Below are 19173 nucleotides of genomic sequence, written 5' to 3'. Positions count from 1 at the left end.
TTCAATGTGTCGGAAAGTGACTTTTATACCGTTAATCACCGATATGAAGCCCAGGGCGCGCCATTGGAGTGGCCCACGTGGGAGCTGCGGGCGCACGGCTCGGCCGCGCCCGCCCCCGACCCCGCAGCCCCGGACGATCCCGCCGGACGCCACGGCCCCGGATGCCCGCTGCCCCGGCTCGATCCGCTGGGCCCCTGGTGCAGCGCCCGGCTGACCTTCGCCGACGGCGCCCGGGTCGATGTCCTCGTGACGGTCTCCGACGACCACATCACCGTCGAGGACGTACGGGCCGACCCGCCGCTGACGCTCGCCGGCCTGACCGACCTGGCCCGCTGGATCGAGGGCCCGCTGGACGACGCCTTCCGGGCGGCCACCGGGCGCCCGCGGAGGGCCCGGCCCGCACCCCGGCAGCCGGGCCCGGCGACCGCCTCGGCGGAACGGGACGACCGGCCGCGGACCGGACCGGCGGCGTCGGTGCGGCCCATGGACGCGACCGGCAGCGTCCGAGGCGACGGTGTGCTCCAGGAGGCGAACCCGGGTGCCGGCACCGGCCACCTCGCCGGGCCGTCCGCAGAGGGGCCGGCCGATCCAGCCGCCGGTCCGACCGCCGGGGCGTCCGCCGGACGCGCTGCCGAGCCGGCCTCCGAACCGACCTCCGAACCGACCGCTGAACCGTCCTTGCGGCCGACCCCTGATCCGGCCGTCGAGCCGTCCGCCGATCCGGCCGGCGAACCGGCACCCGAGGCGCCCTCCGCTTCGCTCGCCGCACCCCTCCTGTCCGCGCCGCCCGCCATCGTCGCGTCGTCCCCGGCCGCCCCCGTCTCCGCATCGCCGGTGCCGCCCGAATCATCGGCGTCGTCCGAGGAGTCGACGCCCTCCGCGACGTCGGCGCCGGCGGAGACGCCGACACCGTCCCAGGCGCCGACCGGTTCCGAGACGCCGACCCGGTCCGACGCATCGACGCCACCCGGACCGTCCGGACCGCCCGGACCGTCCGCCTCCGCTCCGCCGCCCGCGCGTGTCCGTTCCGCCGTCCTCGCCCGGTCGCGGGCCGGTGAGCGCCGGAGGGTCGCCGCGGACGCATACCGTCAGGCCCAGCAGGAGGGGCGCGATCCGGTGCAGGCCGTCATGCTCGCCACCGGCCGTAACCGCCGAAGATCGCTCCGCCTGATCGCCGGCGCCCGGGACGAAGGCCTCCTGACGCCGCGCCACAACAAGCGCTGACGGCCGAACGCCGGGGCACCTGCCCCGCGCGTCCACCTGCCCCGCCCGCATCCGCTACGCCCGCTGCATCCGCCGCATCCGTCCGATCTCCGCGCTCTGCTGCGCGATGACCTCGTTGGCCATCTCCTCCGCCAGGGTGTTCCTGCCCCCGGAGAGCAGCTCCGTGGCCATCGACACCGCGCCCTGATGGTGCGCGATCATCAACTTCAGGAAGAGCGCGTCGAACTTCTCGCCACGCGCCGCCCGCAGTTGGGCGAGCTGGGCGCCGGTCGCCATCCCGGGCATCTCCCCGTGATGATGGTGCCCGCCCGCCGTGCGCGGCCCGCCGAAGCCGGTCAACCAGCCTTCCATGGCGCCGATTTCAGGCCTCTGGCCAGCGGCGATCCGCTCGGCCAGCCGTCCGACCCGCTCGTCATGGGCGTACCGCTTCGCCAGGGCCGTCATCACCAACGCCTGGCGGTGGTGCGGGATCATCATCTGGATGTAGGCGAAGTCGGCGGAGTTGGGGGAGTCGTCGCCGCGCGCCTTCCTGGCCTCGTCGGCGGTGAGGGTCCTCGCCTGCTCGCCCGGCTTGCCCGGTGCCACCACTTTCGCTCCGCCGGCCCGGTCCGCCTCGGCGTCGTCCCCGGATGAACAGCCGTTCAGGGCAAGGGAGATGACCAGCCAGCCGGCGGCTGCGACGAGGACGCTCGCTCTCCTGGGACGCTTCACGGTGCGCACTCCTGTCCGTCGGACCATCCGTCGGGGCGTGCCCGGTCGTTACCTGCCCCGCTCGGCCATTGCCTGCGCATTTTCTTCTATTGATATGTACATGAACAGCGCGATACTACCGGGGCCAAACCCGTTCACCTCGGAACGGACTCCAGGAGGTCCTTGTGACGTCGTTGCACAGACCCCGCGTGCGGCGCAGACCCCTCAAAGCGGTGGCCGCGGCCCTCGGGCTCGCCGCTTCCCTGCTCGTGGCCGGGCCGGCGGCCGCCACCCCCGACCCCGGCGACCACCCCTCCGCGGCCCGGGAGATGAGCCGCGGCCAGGAGGCGGACACCCGCGCCGCGATCAGGAACGGCGAGATACCCGGCGTGGACGAGGTGGTCCACAGCGCCAACGTCCGCCCGCTGGCCACCCTCCCCAAGCAGGCGCTCCAGGGCACCAATTCCGACCTGGCCTTCCAGGGGAAGTACGCCTTCGCCGGCAACTACGACGGCTTCGTGATCTACGACATCTCCCGGCCCGCGGCGCCCAGGACCGTGAGCCAGGTGCTCTGCCCCGGCTCGCAGAACGACGTCTCGGTCTCGGGGAACCTGCTCTTCCTGTCCACGGACTCCTCGCGCAGCGACGACTCCTGCCACAGCACCGCCCAGCCCGCGACGGAGAAATCCTCGTGGGAGGGCATGAAGATCTTCGACATCAGCGACAAGAAGAACCCCAAGTACGTCGCCGCCGTCGAGACCGCCTGCGGTTCCCACACCCATACGCTGCTTCCCGAGCGCCGCAACGTCTACGTGTACGTCTCGTCCTACTCGCCCAGCGAGGCCTTCCCCGACTGCCGGCCGCCGCACGACGGCATCTCCGTCATCAAGGTGCCGCGCTCCGCGCCCGAAAAGGCCGCCGTCGTCGACTTCCCCGTCCTGTTCCCGGACGGCGGCAACCCCGGCGGCAGCACCAACCCGGGCGTCTCGCAGACCACCGGCTGCCACGACATCACCACCTTCCCGACGCTGAAGCTGGCCGCGGGCGCCTGCATGGGCGACGGCATCCTGCTGGACGTCGCGAACCCGGCCGCGCCCAAGGTCATCGACCGGGTCGAGGACAACGTCAACTTCGCCTTCTGGCACTCCGCGACCTTCAACGAGCGGGGGAACAAGGTCGTGTTCACCGACGAGCTGGGCGGCGGCGGAGCGGCCACCTGCAACGAGAGCACCGGACCGAACCGCGGTGCCGACGGGATCTACGACATCGTCAGCAAGGGCACCCACCGCAAGCTGGTCTTCAAGAGCTACTACAAGATCCCGCGGCACCAGGCCGACACCGAGAACTGCGTCGCCCACAACGGTTCGCTGATCCCGGCCAGGAATCGCGACATCATGGTCCAGGCGTGGTACCAGGGCGGCGTCTCGGTCTGGGACTTCACCGACTCCGCGCACCCGAAGGAGATCGGCTACTTCGAACGCGGCCCGCTCTCCACGGACTCACTGATCACCGGCGGCGCGTGGTCCGCGTACTACTACAACGGCCACATCTACTCCAACGACATCGCCAAGGGCTTCGACGTCCTGCGGATCGACGACCGGCGCACGGACAGCGCCGCGTCGGTACGGATGCGGGAACTCAACGTCCAGACCCAGCCCGACTACCGCTGACCGTCCGCCCCTGTGCCGTCCCGCGCTTCGGCGCTCCCGCCGGGCGGCTCCTCGTCCGGCGGGACCCCCGACGCCCAGTCCAGCCCGTACCGTTGGAACAGCTCGGCGCGCAGTCGCCCGCGCGGCATCGGCGCTCCCGGCAGCAGCATCGCCACCACCGCGCCCATCAGCAGGGCCCGCAACAGCGGATAGTCGGCATCGGGGTCGGGGGAGCCGTACGCCACGACCGTCTCCCGCAGCAACTGGGCCAGCCGTTGCTGCTCGGGGCACTGGATGAACCCGTCGGCCGTCAGCATCCCCGCCATATGCGTCCGCATCAGCAACGGGCGCTCATGCGCCAGCCCCAGGATCGCGTCGATGGCCCGCGCGAGCAGTTCCCGCCCCGCGTCCGGCCCCTCCGGCCGCGGTTCGCGCTCCAGCGCCTCCTGCAGCGTGCGATGCATCAGGCGGTGCACGGCGGACTGGAGCAGCCGGCGTTTGCCGGGGAAGTAGTACGAGACCAGCCCCCGCGCCGTCCCCGCCCGATGGGCGATGTCCGCCAGCGTCGTCGCCTCGAAGCCGCGCTCTCCCACCAGCTCGACCGTCGCCTGCAGCAGCCGCTCGCGGGACCGCCGCCGCAATTCTTCATTGACCGATGCGCTGCGGGGGGACATCCTGTAACTCCTGCGTTGACTGGCTCACGGCCAATCTACTCTGTACGACTCCGGATATCCGCCCGTAGGTGGAAAACCGGTCAAGCTGCCTGATTCGGGCGACGCGGGGGATCGCCCGAATTGGGCGTGGACGAGGCCGGGGCTGGCCTCGTGACCTGCGTCAGACCAGGTCACGAGGCCAACCCCGGCTTACGGCGCGGTCCTCACACGTCGGTGCGGATCACCACTTCCAGCGTGCGCGGGCCATGGACCCCCTCCACCCGTTCGAGCTCGATGTCCGAGGTGGCCGAGGGGCCGCTGATCAGGGTGAGCGGGCTCGTCGGCCGGAGCCGCGCCAACGCCTCCGGCACACCGGCCTCGACCGACGACAGGTCGACGACGCATACATGCAGGTCGGGGACGAGCGTCAGCGCCCGCCGCCCCTGGTCCGCCGCGGCGCCGTCCAGGAAGACCGTGCCGGTCTCCGCGCAGCTGACGGCGGAGGCCGTCACCACACCGTCCAGGGCGTCGAGCCGGGGCGCCGGGATGTCCGGGGAGTCCGTCACCACCTCCCCGTCGAAGGCGGCCAACCAGGCCGGATCCAGTCCCGCGGGCACCCCGACCCTTCGCGCCCGGTGCCCATGGAGCACCTCGGCGAGCACCGCCGCGGTGCCGTCGGCCGTACAGCGGTGCACCCGCCCCTTGTAGTCGAGCAGCCGGTCGACGAAGAGGGCGAGCCGCTCCTCGTCGGGGAGGGTGCGCCCGGTGCGATAGGCGCGGGGGATCTCCACCTCGGGCGGGTGGGAGGAGAGGGTCAGGGCGTCCCGGACGCGCCGGAGCACCGTCTCACGTGCGGTCGCGGTCACGGTGCCTCCGGTGCGTCGTCGGTGTGCGGGGCGCCTTCCGCCGCCGCGGCCCGCATCGTGGCCGCGCCCTCGGGGGACGCGAGCCAGGAGCGGAAGGACTGCTTGGGCGGGGCGGGGGTGTCCCGGCTGTCGCTCCAGCCGTCGAACGGCGCCGGCAGACGCGAGAGCGTGCCGTCCCGCCCCGCCAGTACGCGCCCGAGCCCCGCCGCCTTCTGCGCGGCCGTGAACAGCTTCGGCCGCTTCATGACCGCGGCCGCGGCCTTCATCGCCAGCCCCTCCGCGGTGGAGCCGGACTCCTCGGTGTGCTGGTGCCGCAGTTCGACCAGCAGCGACGGAATGTCGATCTTCACCGGACAGGCGTCGAAGCAGGCCCCGCAGAGGCTGGAGGCGTACGGCAGCGAGCTGTTGGGGTCGTCCCCGGCGCCGTGCATCCCGGCGAGCTGCGGGGTGAGCACCGCGCCGATCGGACCGGGGTACGTCGACCCGTAGGCGTGGCCGCCGGTCCGCTCGTACACGGGGCAGACATTGAGGCAGGCCGAGCAGCGGATGCAGTGGAGCGCCTCGCGCCCGATCCGGTCCGCGAGCGCCGCCGTACGCCCGTTGTCGAGCAGGACGAGATGGAAATCCTGCGGGCCGTCGCCCGGCGTCACGCCCGTCCACATCGAGGTGTAGGGGTTCATCCGCTCACCGGTCGAGGAGCGCGGCAGCAACTGCAGGAAGACTTCCAGGTCCTGGAAGCGCGGCAGCACCTTCTCGATGCCCATGACGGTGATCAGCGTCTCCGGCAGGGTCAGGCACATCCGGCCATTGCCCTCGGACTCGACCACCGACAGAGTGCCGGTCTCGGCGATTCCGAAGTTGGCCCCGGAGACGGCCACGCGGGTCGTCATGAACTTCTCGCGCAGATACGCGCGCGCCGCGGCCGCCAGATGGGCGGGGACGGTGTCCAGGCCGGGGTCGATCCCGGGGATCTCCTTGAGGAAGATCTCCCGGATCTCGTCACGGTTGCGGTGGATCGCGGGGACCAGGATGTGCGACGGCCGGTCGTCGGCGAGCTGCACGATCAGCTCGGCGAGGTCGGTCTCGTGCGCGGTGATGCCCTCGCTCGCCAGGTGTTCGTTGAGGCCGGTCTCCTGCGTGGCCATCGACTTGACCTTGATGACCTCGTCGCTGCCGGTGTTCTTGACGAGCCGGGCGACGATCTCGTTGGCCTCCACGCCGTCGCGCGCCCAGTGGACGGTGCCGCCGTGTTCGGTGACCTTCTGCTCCAACTGCTCCAGCAGCTCGGGAAGCCGGTTCATGGTGTCGGTCTTGATCGCCGAACCGGCGTCGCGGAGCTGCTCCCAGTCGGGCAGTTCGCCGGTGAGGGCGAGGCGCTTGGCGCGGATGGAGTGGGTGGCCCTGCCCAGGTTGCGGCGCAACTGCTCGTTGCCCAGCTCGTCCTGGGCGGCCTCGGGGAACGCCCGCTCGCCGCGCAGATGGCCCGTCCCATAGGGGGAGCGCGGCGGGACGGCGGGCATCCCGAGGAAGGTGTTGCGCGTCGAGGGGCCGGTCGGGCTGCTCATCGGGCGGCCTCCGTCAGGACGTGGGGCGAGGTGCGGGTGGCGGCGAGGATCTGCGCCAGGTGCAGCGTCCTGGTACCGGACCGGATGCGCGAGAGCCCGCCGCCGATGTGCATCAGGCAGGACGAGTCGCCCGCCGTGCAGACGTCGGCCCCGGTGCCGGTGATGTGGTCCATCTTGTCCCGCAGCATCGCGGAGGAGGTCGCGGCGTTCTTGACCGCGAAGGTGCCGCCGAAGCCGCAGCACGCGTCGGCCTCGGGAAGTTCCACCAGGTCGATGCCGTCGACGGCGCGCAGCAGCCGCAGCGGCTTCTCGCCGACCCGCAGCATCCGCAACGAGTGGCAGGTGGGGTGGTAGGTCACCCGGTGCGGGAAGTACGCGCCGACATCCGCCGCGTCGAGCACGTCGACGAGGAACTCCGACAGCTCGTACGTCTTGGCCTTCACGGCGGCGACCCCGGTGCGCAGCGCCGCGTCCCCGTACCGCTCGGCGACGATCTCGTGCTGGTGGCGGACCGAGCCGGCGCAGGAGCCCGACGGCATCACCACCGCTTCGATCGACGGGTCGCCGAACTGCTCGGCGAAGTTCCGCACCAGCGGGACCGGCTCGCGCTGGTAACCGGTGTTGACATGCATCTGACCGCAGCAGGTCTGCTCCGGCGGAAACACCACGTCGTGTCCCAGGCGGGCCAGCAGTACCGCGGTGGATTTCACCGCCTCGGGGAAGAGGGTGTCTCCCAGACAGGTGGCGAAGAGTCCGATGCGCATAGGGCCTCCTCCGTTCAATGGTCTGACCATACTAGCGACCGACCGGTCGAGGAAGGGTGAAAAGTTTGGTCCGACCTTATTGACATGCGACATCTTCAATGGGCTACTGAGTGCCGTCCCGCCGGCCAGGCGGCGCCGCGGCCCGGTCGAGGGCCCACCGGCGGGCCGGGCGGTGCACCCAACCCGAGGAGGAGCATCCGTGGCCACCACACCACCGGCCGTCCTGGCCCTCTACACACCCGACGTGACCGCCGTCGGAGGCAGCCTCACCGCCACCGCGCTCCTGGGCCTGGTGCCCCTCGCGACCTTCTTCCTGCTGCTGATGGCGGCCCGGCGGCCCGCGCTCCAGTCGGCGCTCGGCGCCCTGCTGGCCGCACTCCTGGTGGCGGTCCTCGGCTATGGCATGCCCCTACGGCTCGGCGCGCTGTCCGCCACCCAGGGCCTGGCCTTCGGCCTCTTCCCGGTCATGCTGATCGTGGTGTCCGCCCTCTGGTTCTACGAGCTCACCGTGGTCAGCAACCGCTTCGAGGACCTGCGCCGCTCCTTCAACGCCGTCGGGCGCGGAGACCTGCGCATCCAGGCCATGCTCATCGCCTTCTGCTTCGGCGGACTCCTGGAGGCCCTCGCCGGATTCGGCGCACCCGTCGCGATCACCGCCGCCATGCTGATGGCGCTCGGACTGCCCCCGCTCAAGTCGGCCGTGACCGTCCTGATCGCCAACACCGCACCGGTCGCCTTCGGGGCCATGGCCATCCCCATCACCACCGCGGGCAACCTCACCGGCATCCCGGCCGAGGACATCGCCGGCGTCATCGGCCGCCAGAGCCCGCTGCTCGCCCTCTTCGTCCCGCAGCTGCTGCTCTTCCTCGTCGACGGGCGACGCGGCCTGCGGCAACTGTGGCCCATCGCCCTGGTCACCGGAGGCGTCTTCGCCCTCGCCCAGTTCTGGTGCTCGGCCCACTTCGCCTACGAGCTGACCGATGTCGTCGCCGCGCTCGCCGGCTTCGCCGCCGCCGTCCTCATGCTGCTCGTCTGGGCCCCCACCACCCCGGACGACCAGCGCTCCCGCGTCGAGGCCGAACCGCTGACCGGCCGCCGCGTCGCCCTGGCCGTCCTGCCGTACGCCCTGGTGATCGCGGTCTTCGCCCTCGCCAAGCTCGACGTCGGCGGCGTCCATGTGCCCGAGCTGCTCGGCGCCGCCGATCTGCAGCTCAACTGGCCCGGCCTGTACGGACATCTCCTCGCCCCCGACGGCTCCCCGGCGGGCAGTGCGGTCTACAAGCTGGAGGTGCTGGGAAACCCCGGCACCCTGCTCATCCTCTCCGGTCTCCTCGTGATGCTGATCTACAGCCGGGCGAAGGACGTCGACCGCTTCCCGATGACCGTGCGCCGGGGCCTGTCCTGCGCGGGACGCACCGTGAAGAACATGCGGCTCGCCATCGCCACGGTCGCCACCGTGCTGTCGCTCGGCTACGTCATGAACCAGTCGGGACAGACCCTCGCCATCGGGACCTGGCTCGCCGCCGCCGGCGGACTCTTCGCCCTGCTCTCCCCGGTCCTCGGCTGGCTCGGCACCGCCGTCACCGGGTCGGACACCTCGTCGAACGCGTTGTTCGCCACCCTCCAGCAGACCGCTGGAAAGGCCGCGGGCATCGATCCGACCCTGCTGGTCGCGGCCAACACCACGGGCGGCGTCGTCGGCAAGCTCATCAGCCCGCAGAACCTGACCATCGCGGCGACCGCGGTGGAGCAGCCCGGCACCGAACGGATCCTGCTGCGCAAGGTCGTCGGCTACAGCATCGTGATGCTGGCGGTCCTGTGCGTCCTGGTCTGCCTGCAGTCCCTGCCGGTGCTGTCCTGGATGCTGCCGTAGTGGGGGTGGGCGGGCGCGGCCGGAAACGGGGCGCCCGCGCCGCACCGGCGAGTTGCCCGCCGGCCGGACGGTCCTACCGGTCCGCGTCCTCGGACCGGTCGTCCGGCGCGTTCTCGTCGACCAGCGTGCCGTGGAAGCCGCGGATGTGCTTCTCGACCAGGTCGGCGGCCTCGGCGCCCTTGCCCGCACGTACCAGGCGCAGCAGCTCGGTGTGCTCCTTGTTCAGCGCGGCGGTCGTGGCCGGCCAGTCCTCGGCCGCCTCCAGCGCCTGCAGGATCAGCGGCCGCACCGACTCGCGCACGGCCGAGGTCAGGGTGGAGATGAGCTGGTTTCCGGAGCCGCGGGCCATGGCGACATGGAACCGGGTGTCCAGATCGTTGAAGTCGGTCACCCCCACGTCCGGCTCCTGCATGCGGACGAGGAGCGCCTCCGCCTCGTCGAGGTCTTCCGCCGACGCATGGGCCGCCGCGGTCGCGAAGCTGGAGCGCTCCAGCACCACCCGGGCCTCCAGCACATCCCCCAGGCTGTAGCTGCCCAGGGCGAAGTGCAGGCGCAGCAGCCGGCCCAGCGCATCATCCGGGTTCCGCACGACCCGCGCCCCGGCATCCGGCCCCCGGCCGGGCTGGGACACCAGCACCCCGATCGTCTCCAGTACCCGCAGTGCCTCGCGCAGCGCGGACCGGCTGACCCCGAGCACCGGTGCCAGCTCACGCTCGGGAGGCAAGCGGTCCCCGGCCTTGAGTTCGCCCGCGAGCACCCGTTCCTCGATGCGCTCGAGCACCAGCTCATGCGTGCGCGACTGCCGCACCGGTTGCCACTCGGCAGACATCCACCACTCCCTGGCTCGGCCTCATACGTCCACGCGAAAACTATGTCACACACGCCCTGTGGTCGGACCATATCCGTCCGGAAGCGCAGGGCGGCCCGGCCCTCCGGTCCTGCCTGTTCGGCGGACGGCCCCGATCGTCGGGAAGCGGCCCGCCCGCACACGCAGTCTCCTCGGCGAGAGGGGGCGCCGTACCCCGGTGCAGGGCGCGGGCAGACTTCGGCGACAGCAGCCGGGGACGGATAGCATCGGCCTGTCGGCGGGCAAGGAACGGCGGCGTCAAAGGGAAGAGAATGTCGCAGAGTTCACGGCTCCTGCGGGAGCGTGGCTTCCCGGGCGGGACGAAGAGCCCGGGGCGGGGAAGGAGCAGGCTTCGGCCGTGGCGTTAACCTCCAGGGCTGACCGACAGCCCCGCAAGAAGGACCTCAAGCACCTGCGACGGGTCGCGGACGCCGTACCGGCCCGCCTGGACCTGCCCGACGCCTGCGGTACCGCCACGCTGACGGAACAGCTCAGCGCGGACCGAGGCCGCCCGATCCAGCTCGTCCCGCTTGCCCTGGGCGTGCAGACGCCCTGCGGTATGTGGCTGGCGACGGACACCTTCGACGTCATCATCGTCGAGGCCGAGACGAGCCGTCTGCACCAGGACCACATCATCGCCCATGAGCTCGCGCACATGCTGTGCCACCACCGTGACTCCCTGGGCCTCGACGCGGCGACGATGCGCGAGCTGCTGCCGCATCTGGATCCGCGCCGGGTGCGGGAGATGCTGGGGCGCACCGGCTGCTCCACCGCGGAGGAGCAGGAGGCGGAGATCGTCGCCTCCCTCATCCTCGAACGCGTCACCCGGCCTCCGGTGGAGTCGGTGTGGCGCGTCCCGTCCGCCGACGCCGAGACGATCGCCCGGATCGAGAACTCGCTCCATCCGAACGCGGCTCCCCTGCCGGGCAGTTGCTCAGCCGCTCGTCGCCCCACGGCCGACGGGACGCCTCGTCACCGGCGTGAAGGCCGTCGTCTTCCCCGCATGCGCCGTCCTCTGCGCACTCGCCCTGCTCTACCGCCTGCGCGACCTGCGCCATCAGCAAAACGATCCGGCAGTGCGCGCGCTGCTCATCGCCTTCTTCTGCAAGGGGATCTCCTTCACGCTCTCCACGCCGTCCGTCGCCCGGGCCGTGGACGCGCGGCTGGGAGTGGCCGGTCTCGGGGCGCTCGGCATCCATCTCCTGGGCGGCGTCGCGTCCAGTGCCGCCTTCCTCGCGGCGATCGTCCACTGGGTGTACCCGCCCGAGGCGGCCCGGCGGCACGCCCTCGTCCGGCTGCCGGCCGCCGCCGTGTGCGCGGTCGTCATGCTCACCCTGTGGGCGACGGCGGGAGCGGGCACCCAGCAGCGCAGCGCGCACTACCTGCTGCAGAACGCGCACCGTCCGCTGGTCGCCGCCTATCTGCTGCTCTACGTCGGCGCGTTCGGCGCTGGAATGATCGAGATCATCCGGCTGTGCCGGCGCTACGGGCGGGTGGCCGGCCGGCAATGGCTGCGAAGAGGCCTGTACTGCACGGCGATCGGCGCGAGCGAGTGCCTCGTGTACTGCCTGAACCGACTGCTCACGCTGATCGCGGTGCAGTGCGGGCTCGACCCGCCAGGCTGCACGCCATGGTGCAGGCCGGTTCGCCGGCCTCGGCGCTGCGCGCGAAGCGGGACGACCGTCCACCCGTCCCCACCCCGGCGGCGCTCGGCCAGGACGCCGCCACGGACGGGGGCTACACCGAAGAAGTCGCGTGGCTGCTGCACGTCGCCCGCGCCAATACCGCTGTCCGGTCCACTGAGAGGAAGACTCGATGAAGTACCGCAAGCTGGGCGACCACGGCCCCGAGGTGTCCGCGATCGGCCTGGGCTGCATGGGCATGTCGATCGCCTACGGCGTTCCGGACGAGGAGGAGTCCCAGCACACGCTGGACCGCGCCTTCGAGCTGGGCATCACCCTCCTGGACACCGCCGACGCCTACGGACAGGGCGGCAACGAGGAGTTGGTCGGCCGCTGGCTGCACCGGCACGCCCACGACCGGGACCGGGTGGTCGTGGCGACCAAGTTCGGGCTCCGCCATGACGCGGCCACGGGCCGGGTCGGTGACGTCGACACCTCCGCCGACTACGTCCCCGTAGCCTGCCGGGCGTCCCTGCGCCGTCTGGGAGTCGAGCACATCGACCTCTACTACGCGCACCGCCGCGACCCCGCGACGCCCGTCGAGGAGACGGTCGGCGCCATGTCCCGGCTGGTGGACGCCGGGCTGGTACGCCACATCGGACTGAGCGAGGTCAGCGCCGCCACGCTGCGCAGGGCCCATGCCGTCCACCCGGTCAGCGCGGTCCAGGTGGAGTACTCCCTCTTCACCCGCGGCGTGGTGGAGGGCGAACTGCTCGCCACCTGCCGGGAACTGGGCATCGCCGTGGTGGCCTACTCCCCGCTCGGGCGCGGCATGCTCACCGGAGCCGTCTCCTCCCGCGACGACCTGACCCCGCAGGACAACCGGCGGCGCTGGCCCCGGTTCGCCGACGAGAACATCCGGCGCAACCTGGCGCTCGTCCAGGCCGTACGGGACATCGCCGAGCGGATCGGCTGCTCGCCCGCCCAGGCCGCGCTGGCCTGGCTGCTCGCCCAGGGCGAGGACATCGTCCCCATCCCCGGCACCAAGCGCCGCCGTTACCTGGAGGAGAACGCCGCTGCCGTGGCACTGTCCCTGACCGGGGCCGACCGCGAGCTGCTGCGCCGGGCAGTACCCGAGGAGGCGGTGGCGGGCGAGCGCTATCCGGAGTCGGCTCTCAAGCGGCTGGGGCACTGAACCGGACGATGCCCTCTGGCCGCGGCGCGCGGTACGGCACCGGCCCGGAGGGTCGGGGCACCTGAGCCGTATTGCTAAAGGCCTGGACCCAGTGGAATGTGGCGGCGAGGCGCTGACCGGAGTGGTGGCTGCGGGTGGTCTTGTCTGATCGCATCGCGAGCCCGCGCCACTGCTTGAGCTTGTTGAAGCAGCGCTCGACGACGTTGCGGCCCCGGTACCGCTGCCGCTGCTCGTCACCGAAGTCGATCGGGCGGCCAGGTGCGTCTTGATCGTCAACCCGCCACGGGAGCGGCCGATCACGTGATCAGCGGGTTCATCTCCGAACTTCTTGTAGTTCGACCGTGCCCCCTGAGTCCCTGGGCAAGGTCGCGCCGTGCTGGTGGCCACGCACGATCGTGGAGTCGCTCGGCGCGATCCAGTCGACGTCGCCGCCCTGGTGAGCCGTCGCCTGGACCTGATCGAGGACGCGCGCCCAGACCCCGGCCTGCAACACGCTCCGAGGCTGACTGAGCCCCGTTGCCCGCGCGCACCACGAAGCGTCTACTGGTCAGACGAGATCGGTGAAGGAGATCGGCTTGCCGGTGGCGTGGGCATATGCGATCTCCCTGCTCGTGGACTCGCCGATATACCCGCCGGGGTTGACGACCAGAACCCGGTCAGCCAGGTCGATCTTGCGCAGGTGGAGGGCGTCCAGCGCGGTCTTCTGCTCGTTGGTGATCAACTCGTCTGCTTCGCCTGGCGCGACGACGATGACACCTGCGAAGGTCAGATCACGGTTCGCCGCACGCATCTCGTCCACGAACCGAGCAGAGCCGCAGATGCAGACAATCTCAGGTCGGTCGGGCACGGCTCAGTCCTTCGGTAGAACGGGAAACCGTCAATGTGCACGTTGACATCACAGACAGGCACACGAGCCAACAGTTTACGCAGCGAGATGGACACCACGCGGCTGCACCGTCGCAGGCGGGAGGCGTGGCCCGTACTGGGAATGGCGCTGCTCGACGGCGAAGTCCCGGGTGCACCCGGCTCACCAGCTTCCTTTGGCAACACGGCCTAGGACGGGTCGTAGACAAAGGGCAGGGCGTTGCTGTTCCCGGCCGGGGTGTGCGCCACGACATTCACCGTGCCGGGCGCCCCGGCCGGGGAGGTCGCGACGACCTGGGTGTCGGAGATCGCGGCGAACGAGGCCGGTACCCCGCCGAAGGTCACCGCATCGGTGTAGGTGAGGTTGCTGCCGCCCAGCACGATGGCGTCGCCCCCGACATCAGCACCGTGGGAGGGGGGGAGGCTGGTCAGGACGGGCGCCCCGAGATAGGTGTAGTACGGATTCCCGGTGGCCGCCGTGCTGGTCCCGCCCGGTGTGGTGACGGTGACGACGACCGTGCCGACCCCGGCCGGAGCGGTCACGGTCAGTTGGTTGTCGGAGACCACGACCAGGGAAGTGGCCGGACTCGCACCGAAGTTCACGGCGTTGGTGAGCGTCAGATTGGTGCCGAAGACGGTGACGGTGTTGCCTCCGGTGTCCGGGCCCAGGTGCGGGGACAGATCGCTGAGGGTCGGCGCGGCGAGATAGAAGTACGGCAGGGGATTACTGGTGCCGCCGGCCGCCCGCGCCCTGCGCTGCGGACGGACGGCGACATGGTGGCCGTGGTGTCGGCCCCGGTCGTCCCCGAGGATCAGGTGACGGTGAAGGCCTGGGCGTTGGAGTTGCCGCCGCAGGTGTGGACCGTGATGCTCCCGGCGCCGGTGGCGAGTCCGCCGGGCACCGTGGCGACGAGTTGGGTGTCGCTCACGGGGGTGAAGACCGCGGTGGCGGTGGCGGTGGCGGCGGCGCTGTCGGTGAAGGTGACGGGATCGACGCCGACGAAACCGGTTCCGTTGACGGTGATCTGGTCCCCCGCCGTCCCCGAGGTGGGAAGCACCGAGGTGATGGCCGGCGCGAGGCAGTAGTCGATCAGGGTGGTGCCCGAGGGGCTGACCCCGCCGGCGGTGATGGTCACCGGCTGGGTCGACACCGTACCGACCTGGCCCGGGTTGGCCGGTGCGGTGAAGGTGACCTGGCTCGGCTGGGTGGGGGTGACCGCCACGTTGCCGACGGTGCCCAGCCCGACCTGCGTACCGGAGAGGAAGTTGGTGCCGAACAGCGTCACCGAGCCACCCGTGGCGGCCGATACGCAGGTGACGCTCAGCCCTGTCGTGGTCGGCGAGGCGATGACGAAGAACGGCAGCGCGTCGCTGATGGCGCCGGTGCTGCTGGTGACGCTGACGGAGACCTGGCCGGAGCACGGTGCGGTACTGGGCACCACGAAGGTGACCTGGGTGGCGGTGACGCCTGTCGGGGTGACCGACGCCGAACCGAAGTTGACCCTCGTGGTGGTGGCCAGCGCGGTGCCGTTGATCTGGACGGTGTCCCCGGTTTTGCCCTGATTGGTGGTGGTCGTTGTGTCCACCAACGACGTGATTGTTGCCGTGATCTTTCTCCTTCGAACGTGCCGCTCTGTTGGGGTGCGCAGGAGCAGGCGGTTGACTGACGCGGCCCGCAAACGCAATGGATGTCCCCCGTGGGGCGGGAAGGGGATGGCGGAGACCGTTGCCTCAGGGCGCCTGGGCGGGTCGTCCTCAATGAAGCGACGCGGCGCCATATCGCGGGCGCCGTCAATCTCGCTCGTCCGATTAAAGCCAAGGGGTGAAGGAGGCGATAGGTGGAACTGGGGCATCGAGGGGTTGGTAGGTGAATAGGCTAAGAATTCGCTCTTCGATTCCGGTCGTCGTCGCGCGCCCCGGCGGCTGCGGTGCGATCCGGCGTCAAGAGGCTTGAAAGAAGGGGGAGATGACTTCGCCTGTCGGTCGGCTGACGGCATGCGCACTCGTCAGGAAGGGTGTCTGATCCCGGCCCGGCTCACGGTGGTCGGCAGCTCAGGGCGGTGCGAATCGGCGTCGGCTGCGACGGCCGAGCGCTGGTTGTGCGCTCTGCGCGGGGGCAGCGGGGGCAGCGCAGGCGGTGGAGGCAGCGAAGGCGGCGAAGGCATGAGAAAGGCGCCGTCGGCCCGGGAATTCTCGCTGTCCGCGCGAACGGAGGGACTTGCGGGCCACCTTTGACGGCGGTTCCTGAAAAGGAGAGGGAAAGGCCCGAGCCGGCGTCCCGATGCATGGTCCGCTGCGAGACCAGAAGGATGACCAAGCGGGTATGCGGCCGGCGGTCAGGCGTAGACGAAGGCCCCGGGTGCCGTGGCGGTGCCGCCCGTGGTCGTCACGACGACAGTTGCCGGGCCGGGGGCGTCCGCGGGAGGCGTGACGGCGGCGATCCGGGTGGGGGAGATGATCCCGAAGGCGGCCGCGACCCCGCCGATCGTCACCGACTGGGTGAACGCGAGCTCGGCGCCCTCGATCAGGACCGGGTCGCCGCCCGACGTCGAGCCGGTGGAGGGGAGCACGGAGGTGATCCGGGGCGGCCCCACGTAGGTGTAGGTGGCCCGCCCGTACGAGTTGCTCCGCGTGACCACGGTGACCGGCACGGGGCCGGCCGTCTGCGTGGGCGGCACCGTCACGGTGACCTGGTCGTCCAGGACGGACGAGGGGGTGACGGCCACCTCGCCGAAGTGCACCGAGGTGGTGGTGATCAGGCCCCGGCCGGTCACCGTCAGCGTGCCGCCCCCGGCCAACGGGCCCGACCTCGGGCTGATCCGGGTCAGCACGGAGTCGGGGAGGTAGTAGAACCGGCCGACGGTCCGGCTGGTGCGCTGTCCGAGGGTGACATCGACGCTGACGTCGCTGACGAGGAGCGGTGAAACGGTGCGGATCTCCCGGTCGTTGACGATCGTGAAGGACGCGGCCGGACGGCATCCGAAGCGGACGGCGGTGGTGTTGCGCAGTCCCTCCCCGATGAGGGTCACCGGCGTTCCGCCCGACATGGGCCCCACGTTGGGGTACCCACCGCCCGGCGCGCTCAGCACGCTCACCGTCTCATTGCCGTTGTTGACCACGTAGACCTCGAGGTCGTCCGGCGTGATCACCAGCCAGGCCGGCGCGTGGAAGCCCGGCACCGTATCGATGACCTCGTTTCTGACGAGGTCGATCACGGCGACGGTGTCATCGCCGTCGCAGGTGACGTACGCCAGCAGCCCGTTGTGGCCGACCGCCACGCCGAGGGGGATGGGCAGCCCGGTGAGGGTGGACGCCACGGAGTGCGTGACCGTGTCGATGACGCCCAGCCTGTTGCCGCCGTACTCCGACACGTAGGCGCGCTGTCCGTCGGGCGAGACCGCCACTCCCCGGGGGAAGAGGAACCCTTCGATGGTCGCGATGACGGTGTGGCCGGCGGTGTCGATGACCTCGACCGTGTTCGCGCCCTCCTCGGTGACATAGACCTGCGACCCGTCGGGAGTGACCGCCACACCGCGCGGACCGCTGCTCAGCGGTACCGAGGCGATGAGGGTGTCGGTGGCCGTGCTGATCACATCCACCCGGTCCCCGCCCAGGCTGGCCGCGTAGAGCCGGGAGCCGTCGGGCGTCACCGTCAGGCCGAGGGGCTTGTTCAGCCCCGGGATGGTGCTGGTGACGGAGTGGGTGGCGGTGTCGATGACCGCCACGCTGTCGGTCCCGAAACAGGCCACGTAGGCGCGCAGCCCGTCCGGGGTGATCACGATCTCCCATGGTCCGTTGGTCACGGCGATCGTGGTGATGACGGTGCGGGTGGCGGTGTCGATGACGCTGATGCTGCTGGTACCGAAGTTGGTCACATAGACGTGCCGGCCGTCCGGGGTGATCGCCGCCCAGAGGGGGGCGTGCCCCACCGGGATCTCGGTCACCAGCGGCTCACCGGTGTCCATGACGTCCGCGAGACCCGGCGCATCGCCGGCACGGAGGGGTGACGGAGGTGCCCCCGCCGGAGCGCCCTGGGTGGGGTCGGCGCTGGTCCCTGCCGGAGCCATGGTGCCCTCCTTCTCTTGCCGTGGAATCGGTCGCGCCCGGCTGACGGGGCTCGGCCGGGGCGAGGGTGGGCCGCCGCGCGCTCCGCGGTGGGGGCGCGGAGGCGGGCGGCCCGGTTCTTTGTGACGGCGATGCCGGGGCGGGCCGTCGTCAGCAGGCGGCGGCAACGGGCGGCAGGGCACCGCAGTTGCTCGGGCTGTTGCCGACCACCAGACCGCCGATCAAGGTCACCGTGCCGGCGTTGGTGAAGATGCCGCCGCCGTTGACACCGGCGGTGTTCGCGGTGACGGTGCTGCCGGTGAGCGTCAGTGCGCCATCGGTGTAGATGCCGCCCCCGTAGGACGCCTTGTTGTCGCGGACCGTGCTGCCGGTGAGGGCGACATTGCCGCCGAGGTTGGCGATCCCCCCTCCCACACCGAGGCCGGCGTCACCACCGCCGACCGATACCGAGGTGAGGGACAACTGGCCGTTGGCGCCCGGGACGTGGGACGGCCCGTCGGCCTCGAAGATCCTGAAGGCCGGTGCGCCCGGCGCCCGGACGATCTGCGTGCCCAGGCCGGCCATGGCGATCGAGGTGGTGGTGTTCGGCAACCCCGGTGCTTGTCCGGCTCCCCCCGGACTGTGGGCGCTGGTGAGGGTGTACGTGCACAGGGGGGCGAGAATCAGGCTGCCGCCGCCGGCCGCGTTGGCCGTGTTGACCGCGTCGACCAACGCCGATTCACCACACGTCACCAGAACCGGCGATGCCGCGTGGGCGCCGGGAGCGGAGGCCAGCGTCAGCGGAACGACGGCCGCCGCCACCAGCGTTCGCAGAACAGGAAGGGCTCGCACTACGCCTCCTCGGACGTGGTTGAGCCGTCTCCGCCGGCCAACACCCCTGAGGGTGCCGACTGGTAGAACCCCTCCGTCGGGCGACGCCATGCCTGTGGAAGCCGAAGCAACACACCGATGGACACACCGATGAGCCGACCGCCGCATCTCCCAGCGGAGGGATGGGCGGCCCACCTGGTAGGTACGGCCAGTAACCCACCCGGGTGACCCTCGCGCAAGGAATGCCGGCGGAAGTCACCCGTACAGCCGGGCGCGTGCGCGTCGTGTGGTCGGGTGCGTTCGATGAGCGGCGGTGGGCCGTAGTGGACAGTGCGGGACCGGGCCGCGATACCCGGTCATCTCGTTCATGAGGGAGGAAACCGGGCGTGTGAATGCGGTCGAAGTTGTTCACCGCCCGACATCTTGTGGCCTGTGTCACTGGCTGGTTAAGCTCCAGCACGCTTCTGGCACATTTCCTCCGCAAGT

At 71.0% G+C, this 19173-nt stretch carries 17 protein-coding genes and 2 pseudogenes; 6 read left to right on the top strand and 13 right to left on the bottom strand.

Annotated features, from left to right (window positions below):
• Positions 1 to 63 precede the first annotated feature (63 nt).
• Entirely contained in the window at positions 64 to 1224 is a 1161-nt protein-coding gene (locus Scani_RS40835) for a DUF6214 family protein (RefSeq protein ID WP_308686566.1), read from the top strand.
• A gap of 54 nt (positions 1225 to 1278) precedes the next feature.
• Here the strand turns inward: Scani_RS40835 and Scani_RS12495 are convergent, their stop codons facing one another.
• Positions 1279 to 1962 carry a DUF305 domain-containing protein gene (locus tag Scani_RS12495; protein ID WP_159473831.1) on the bottom strand — a complete coding sequence of 228 codons (684 nt, stop codon included), beginning with the start codon at positions 1960 to 1962 and terminating at the stop codon, positions 1279 to 1281.
• A 137-nt stretch (positions 1963 to 2099) separates the two neighbouring features.
• On the opposite strand from Scani_RS12495, the gene Scani_RS12490 reads away from it, so the two are divergent.
• Complete coding sequence (locus Scani_RS12490) at positions 2100 to 3584, top strand: LVIVD repeat-containing protein (RefSeq protein WP_159473828.1); 1485 nt, start codon at positions 2100 to 2102, stop codon at positions 3582 to 3584.
• On the opposite strand, the gene Scani_RS12485 is transcribed toward Scani_RS12490, so the two are convergent.
• From Scani_RS12485 to Scani_RS12470, 4 genes are all read right to left on the bottom strand, one after another.
• A complete protein-coding gene (locus Scani_RS12485; protein WP_159473825.1) occupies positions 3575 to 4237 on the bottom strand; it encodes a TetR/AcrR family transcriptional regulator in 663 nt (220 codons plus the stop codon). The two genes, Scani_RS12490 and Scani_RS12485, sit on opposite strands and share 10 nt — an antisense overlap.
• Before the next feature lie 203 nt (positions 4238 to 4440).
• Positions 4441 to 5082: a LutC/YkgG family protein gene (locus tag Scani_RS12480; RefSeq protein WP_159473822.1), complete on the bottom strand. Its 642-nt coding sequence runs from the start codon at positions 5080 to 5082 to the stop codon at positions 4441 to 4443.
• The gene (locus tag Scani_RS12475; RefSeq protein ID WP_159473819.1) at positions 5079 to 6647 is read right to left on the bottom strand and encodes a lactate utilization protein B; all 1569 of its coding nucleotides are present in this window, start codon (positions 6645 to 6647) and stop codon (positions 5079 to 5081) included. The genes Scani_RS12480 and Scani_RS12475 overlap by 4 nt, the downstream gene beginning before the upstream one ends.
• Positions 6644 to 7411, bottom strand: a complete 768-nt coding sequence (locus Scani_RS12470) for a (Fe-S)-binding protein (RefSeq protein WP_159473816.1) — start codon at positions 7409 to 7411, stop codon at positions 6644 to 6646. The genes Scani_RS12475 and Scani_RS12470 overlap by 4 nt, the downstream gene beginning before the upstream one ends.
• A gap of 199 nt (positions 7412 to 7610) precedes the next feature.
• Between Scani_RS12470 and Scani_RS12465 the strand changes: the two genes are divergently transcribed.
• Complete coding sequence (locus tag Scani_RS12465; protein WP_159473813.1) at positions 7611 to 9284, top strand: L-lactate permease; 1674 nt, start codon at positions 7611 to 7613, stop codon at positions 9282 to 9284.
• A gap of 73 nt (positions 9285 to 9357) precedes the next feature.
• On the opposite strand, the gene Scani_RS12460 is transcribed toward Scani_RS12465, so the two are convergent.
• Together Scani_RS12460 and Scani_RS12455 are read right to left on the bottom strand one after the other, a co-directional pair.
• The gene (locus Scani_RS12460; RefSeq protein WP_159473810.1) at positions 9358 to 10113 is read right to left on the bottom strand and encodes a FadR/GntR family transcriptional regulator; all 756 of its coding nucleotides are present in this window, start codon (positions 10111 to 10113) and stop codon (positions 9358 to 9360) included.
• A gap of 382 nt (positions 10114 to 10495) precedes the next feature.
• Positions 10496 to 10852 carry a hypothetical protein gene (locus Scani_RS12455; protein WP_159473807.1) on the bottom strand — a complete coding sequence of 119 codons (357 nt, stop codon included), beginning with the start codon at positions 10850 to 10852 and terminating at the stop codon, positions 10496 to 10498.
• On the opposite strand from Scani_RS12455, the pseudogene Scani_RS42105 reads away from it, so the two are divergent.
• The 3 genes and pseudogenes from Scani_RS42105 to Scani_RS12445 form a co-directional block, all read left to right on the top strand.
• Positions 10773 to 11693 (top strand): annotated as a pseudogene (locus tag Scani_RS42105) (MAB_1171c family putative transporter); the annotation flags it as partial. The gene Scani_RS12455 and the pseudogene Scani_RS42105 overlap by 80 nt on opposite strands.
• A gap of 38 nt (positions 11694 to 11731) precedes the next feature.
• Positions 11732 to 11950: a DUF6545 domain-containing protein gene (locus Scani_RS12450; RefSeq protein ID WP_159473804.1), complete on the top strand. Its 219-nt coding sequence runs from the start codon at positions 11732 to 11734 to the stop codon at positions 11948 to 11950.
• The gene (locus tag Scani_RS12445; protein WP_159473801.1) at positions 11947 to 12948 is read left to right on the top strand and encodes an aldo/keto reductase; all 1002 of its coding nucleotides are present in this window, start codon (positions 11947 to 11949) and stop codon (positions 12946 to 12948) included. Before Scani_RS12450 ends, Scani_RS12445 begins: the two co-directional genes overlap by 4 nt.
• Positions 12949 to 13074: 126 nt before the next feature.
• On the opposite strand, the pseudogene Scani_RS40830 reads toward Scani_RS12445, so the two are convergent.
• The 6 genes and pseudogenes from Scani_RS40830 to Scani_RS12415 all read right to left on the bottom strand — a co-directional run.
• Positions 13075 to 13165: pseudogene (locus Scani_RS40830) on the bottom strand (IS5/IS1182 family transposase); the annotation flags it as partial.
• Between the two features lie 330 nt (positions 13166 to 13495).
• The gene (locus Scani_RS12435; RefSeq protein WP_261801869.1) at positions 13496 to 13738 is read right to left on the bottom strand and encodes a hypothetical protein; all 243 of its coding nucleotides are present in this window, start codon (positions 13736 to 13738) and stop codon (positions 13496 to 13498) included.
• 263 nt (positions 13739 to 14001) lie between these two features.
• A complete protein-coding gene (locus Scani_RS12430) occupies positions 14002 to 14481 on the bottom strand; it encodes an IPT/TIG domain-containing protein (RefSeq protein WP_246295880.1) in 480 nt (159 codons plus the stop codon).
• A 143-nt stretch (positions 14482 to 14624) separates the two neighbouring features.
• Positions 14625 to 15398 carry an IPT/TIG domain-containing protein gene (locus Scani_RS12425; protein ID WP_246295878.1) on the bottom strand — a complete coding sequence of 258 codons (774 nt, stop codon included), beginning with the start codon at positions 15396 to 15398 and terminating at the stop codon, positions 14625 to 14627.
• 750 nt (positions 15399 to 16148) lie between these two features.
• Positions 16149 to 17879 carry an IPT/TIG domain-containing protein gene (locus tag Scani_RS12420; RefSeq protein WP_159473792.1) on the bottom strand — a complete coding sequence of 577 codons (1731 nt, stop codon included), beginning with the start codon at positions 17877 to 17879 and terminating at the stop codon, positions 16149 to 16151.
• A 148-nt stretch (positions 17880 to 18027) separates the two neighbouring features.
• Positions 18028 to 18708 carry a hypothetical protein gene (locus tag Scani_RS12415; protein WP_246295725.1) on the bottom strand — a complete coding sequence of 227 codons (681 nt, stop codon included), beginning with the start codon at positions 18706 to 18708 and terminating at the stop codon, positions 18028 to 18030.
• Positions 18709 to 19173 lie beyond the last annotated feature (465 nt).

The organism is Streptomyces caniferus (assembly GCF_009811555.1).
GTDB lineage: Bacteria > Actinomycetota > Actinomycetes > Streptomycetales > Streptomycetaceae > Streptomyces > Streptomyces caniferus.
This window is presented reverse-complemented; position numbering and strand designations above follow the sequence as displayed.

Bases quoted from the DNA above. Each gene is read 5' to 3' on its own strand.
- Scani_RS12495 (WP_159473831.1), bottom strand. From the start codon at position 1,962: ATGGTCCGACGGACAGGAGTGCGCACCGTGAAGCGTCCCAGGAGAGCG.
- Scani_RS12485 (WP_159473825.1), bottom strand. From the start codon at position 4,237: ATGTCCCCCCGCAGCGCATCGGTCAATGAAGAATTGCGGCGGCGGTCC.
- Scani_RS12475 (WP_159473819.1), bottom strand. From the start codon at position 6,647: ATGAGCAGCCCGACCGGCCCCTCGACGCGCAACACCTTCCTCGGGATG.
- Scani_RS12470 (WP_159473816.1), bottom strand. From the start codon at position 7,411: ATGCGCATCGGACTCTTCGCCACCTGTCTGGGAGACACCCTCTTCCCC.
- Scani_RS12460 (WP_159473810.1), bottom strand. From the start codon at position 10,113: ATGTCTGCCGAGTGGCAACCGGTGCGGCAGTCGCGCACGCATGAGCTG.
- Scani_RS12455 (WP_159473807.1), bottom strand. From the start codon at position 10,852: ATGCGGCAGCAGCTCGCGCATCGTCGCCGCGTCGAGGCCCAGGGAGTC.
- Scani_RS12445 (WP_159473801.1), top strand. From the start codon at position 11,947: ATGAAGTACCGCAAGCTGGGCGACCACGGCCCCGAGGTGTCCGCGATC.
- Scani_RS12435 (WP_261801869.1), bottom strand. From the start codon at position 13,738: ATGCGTGCGGCGAACCGTGATCTGACCTTCGCAGGTGTCATCGTCGTC.
- Scani_RS12420 (WP_159473792.1), bottom strand. From the start codon at position 17,879: ATGGCTCCGGCAGGGACCAGCGCCGACCCCACCCAGGGCGCTCCGGCG.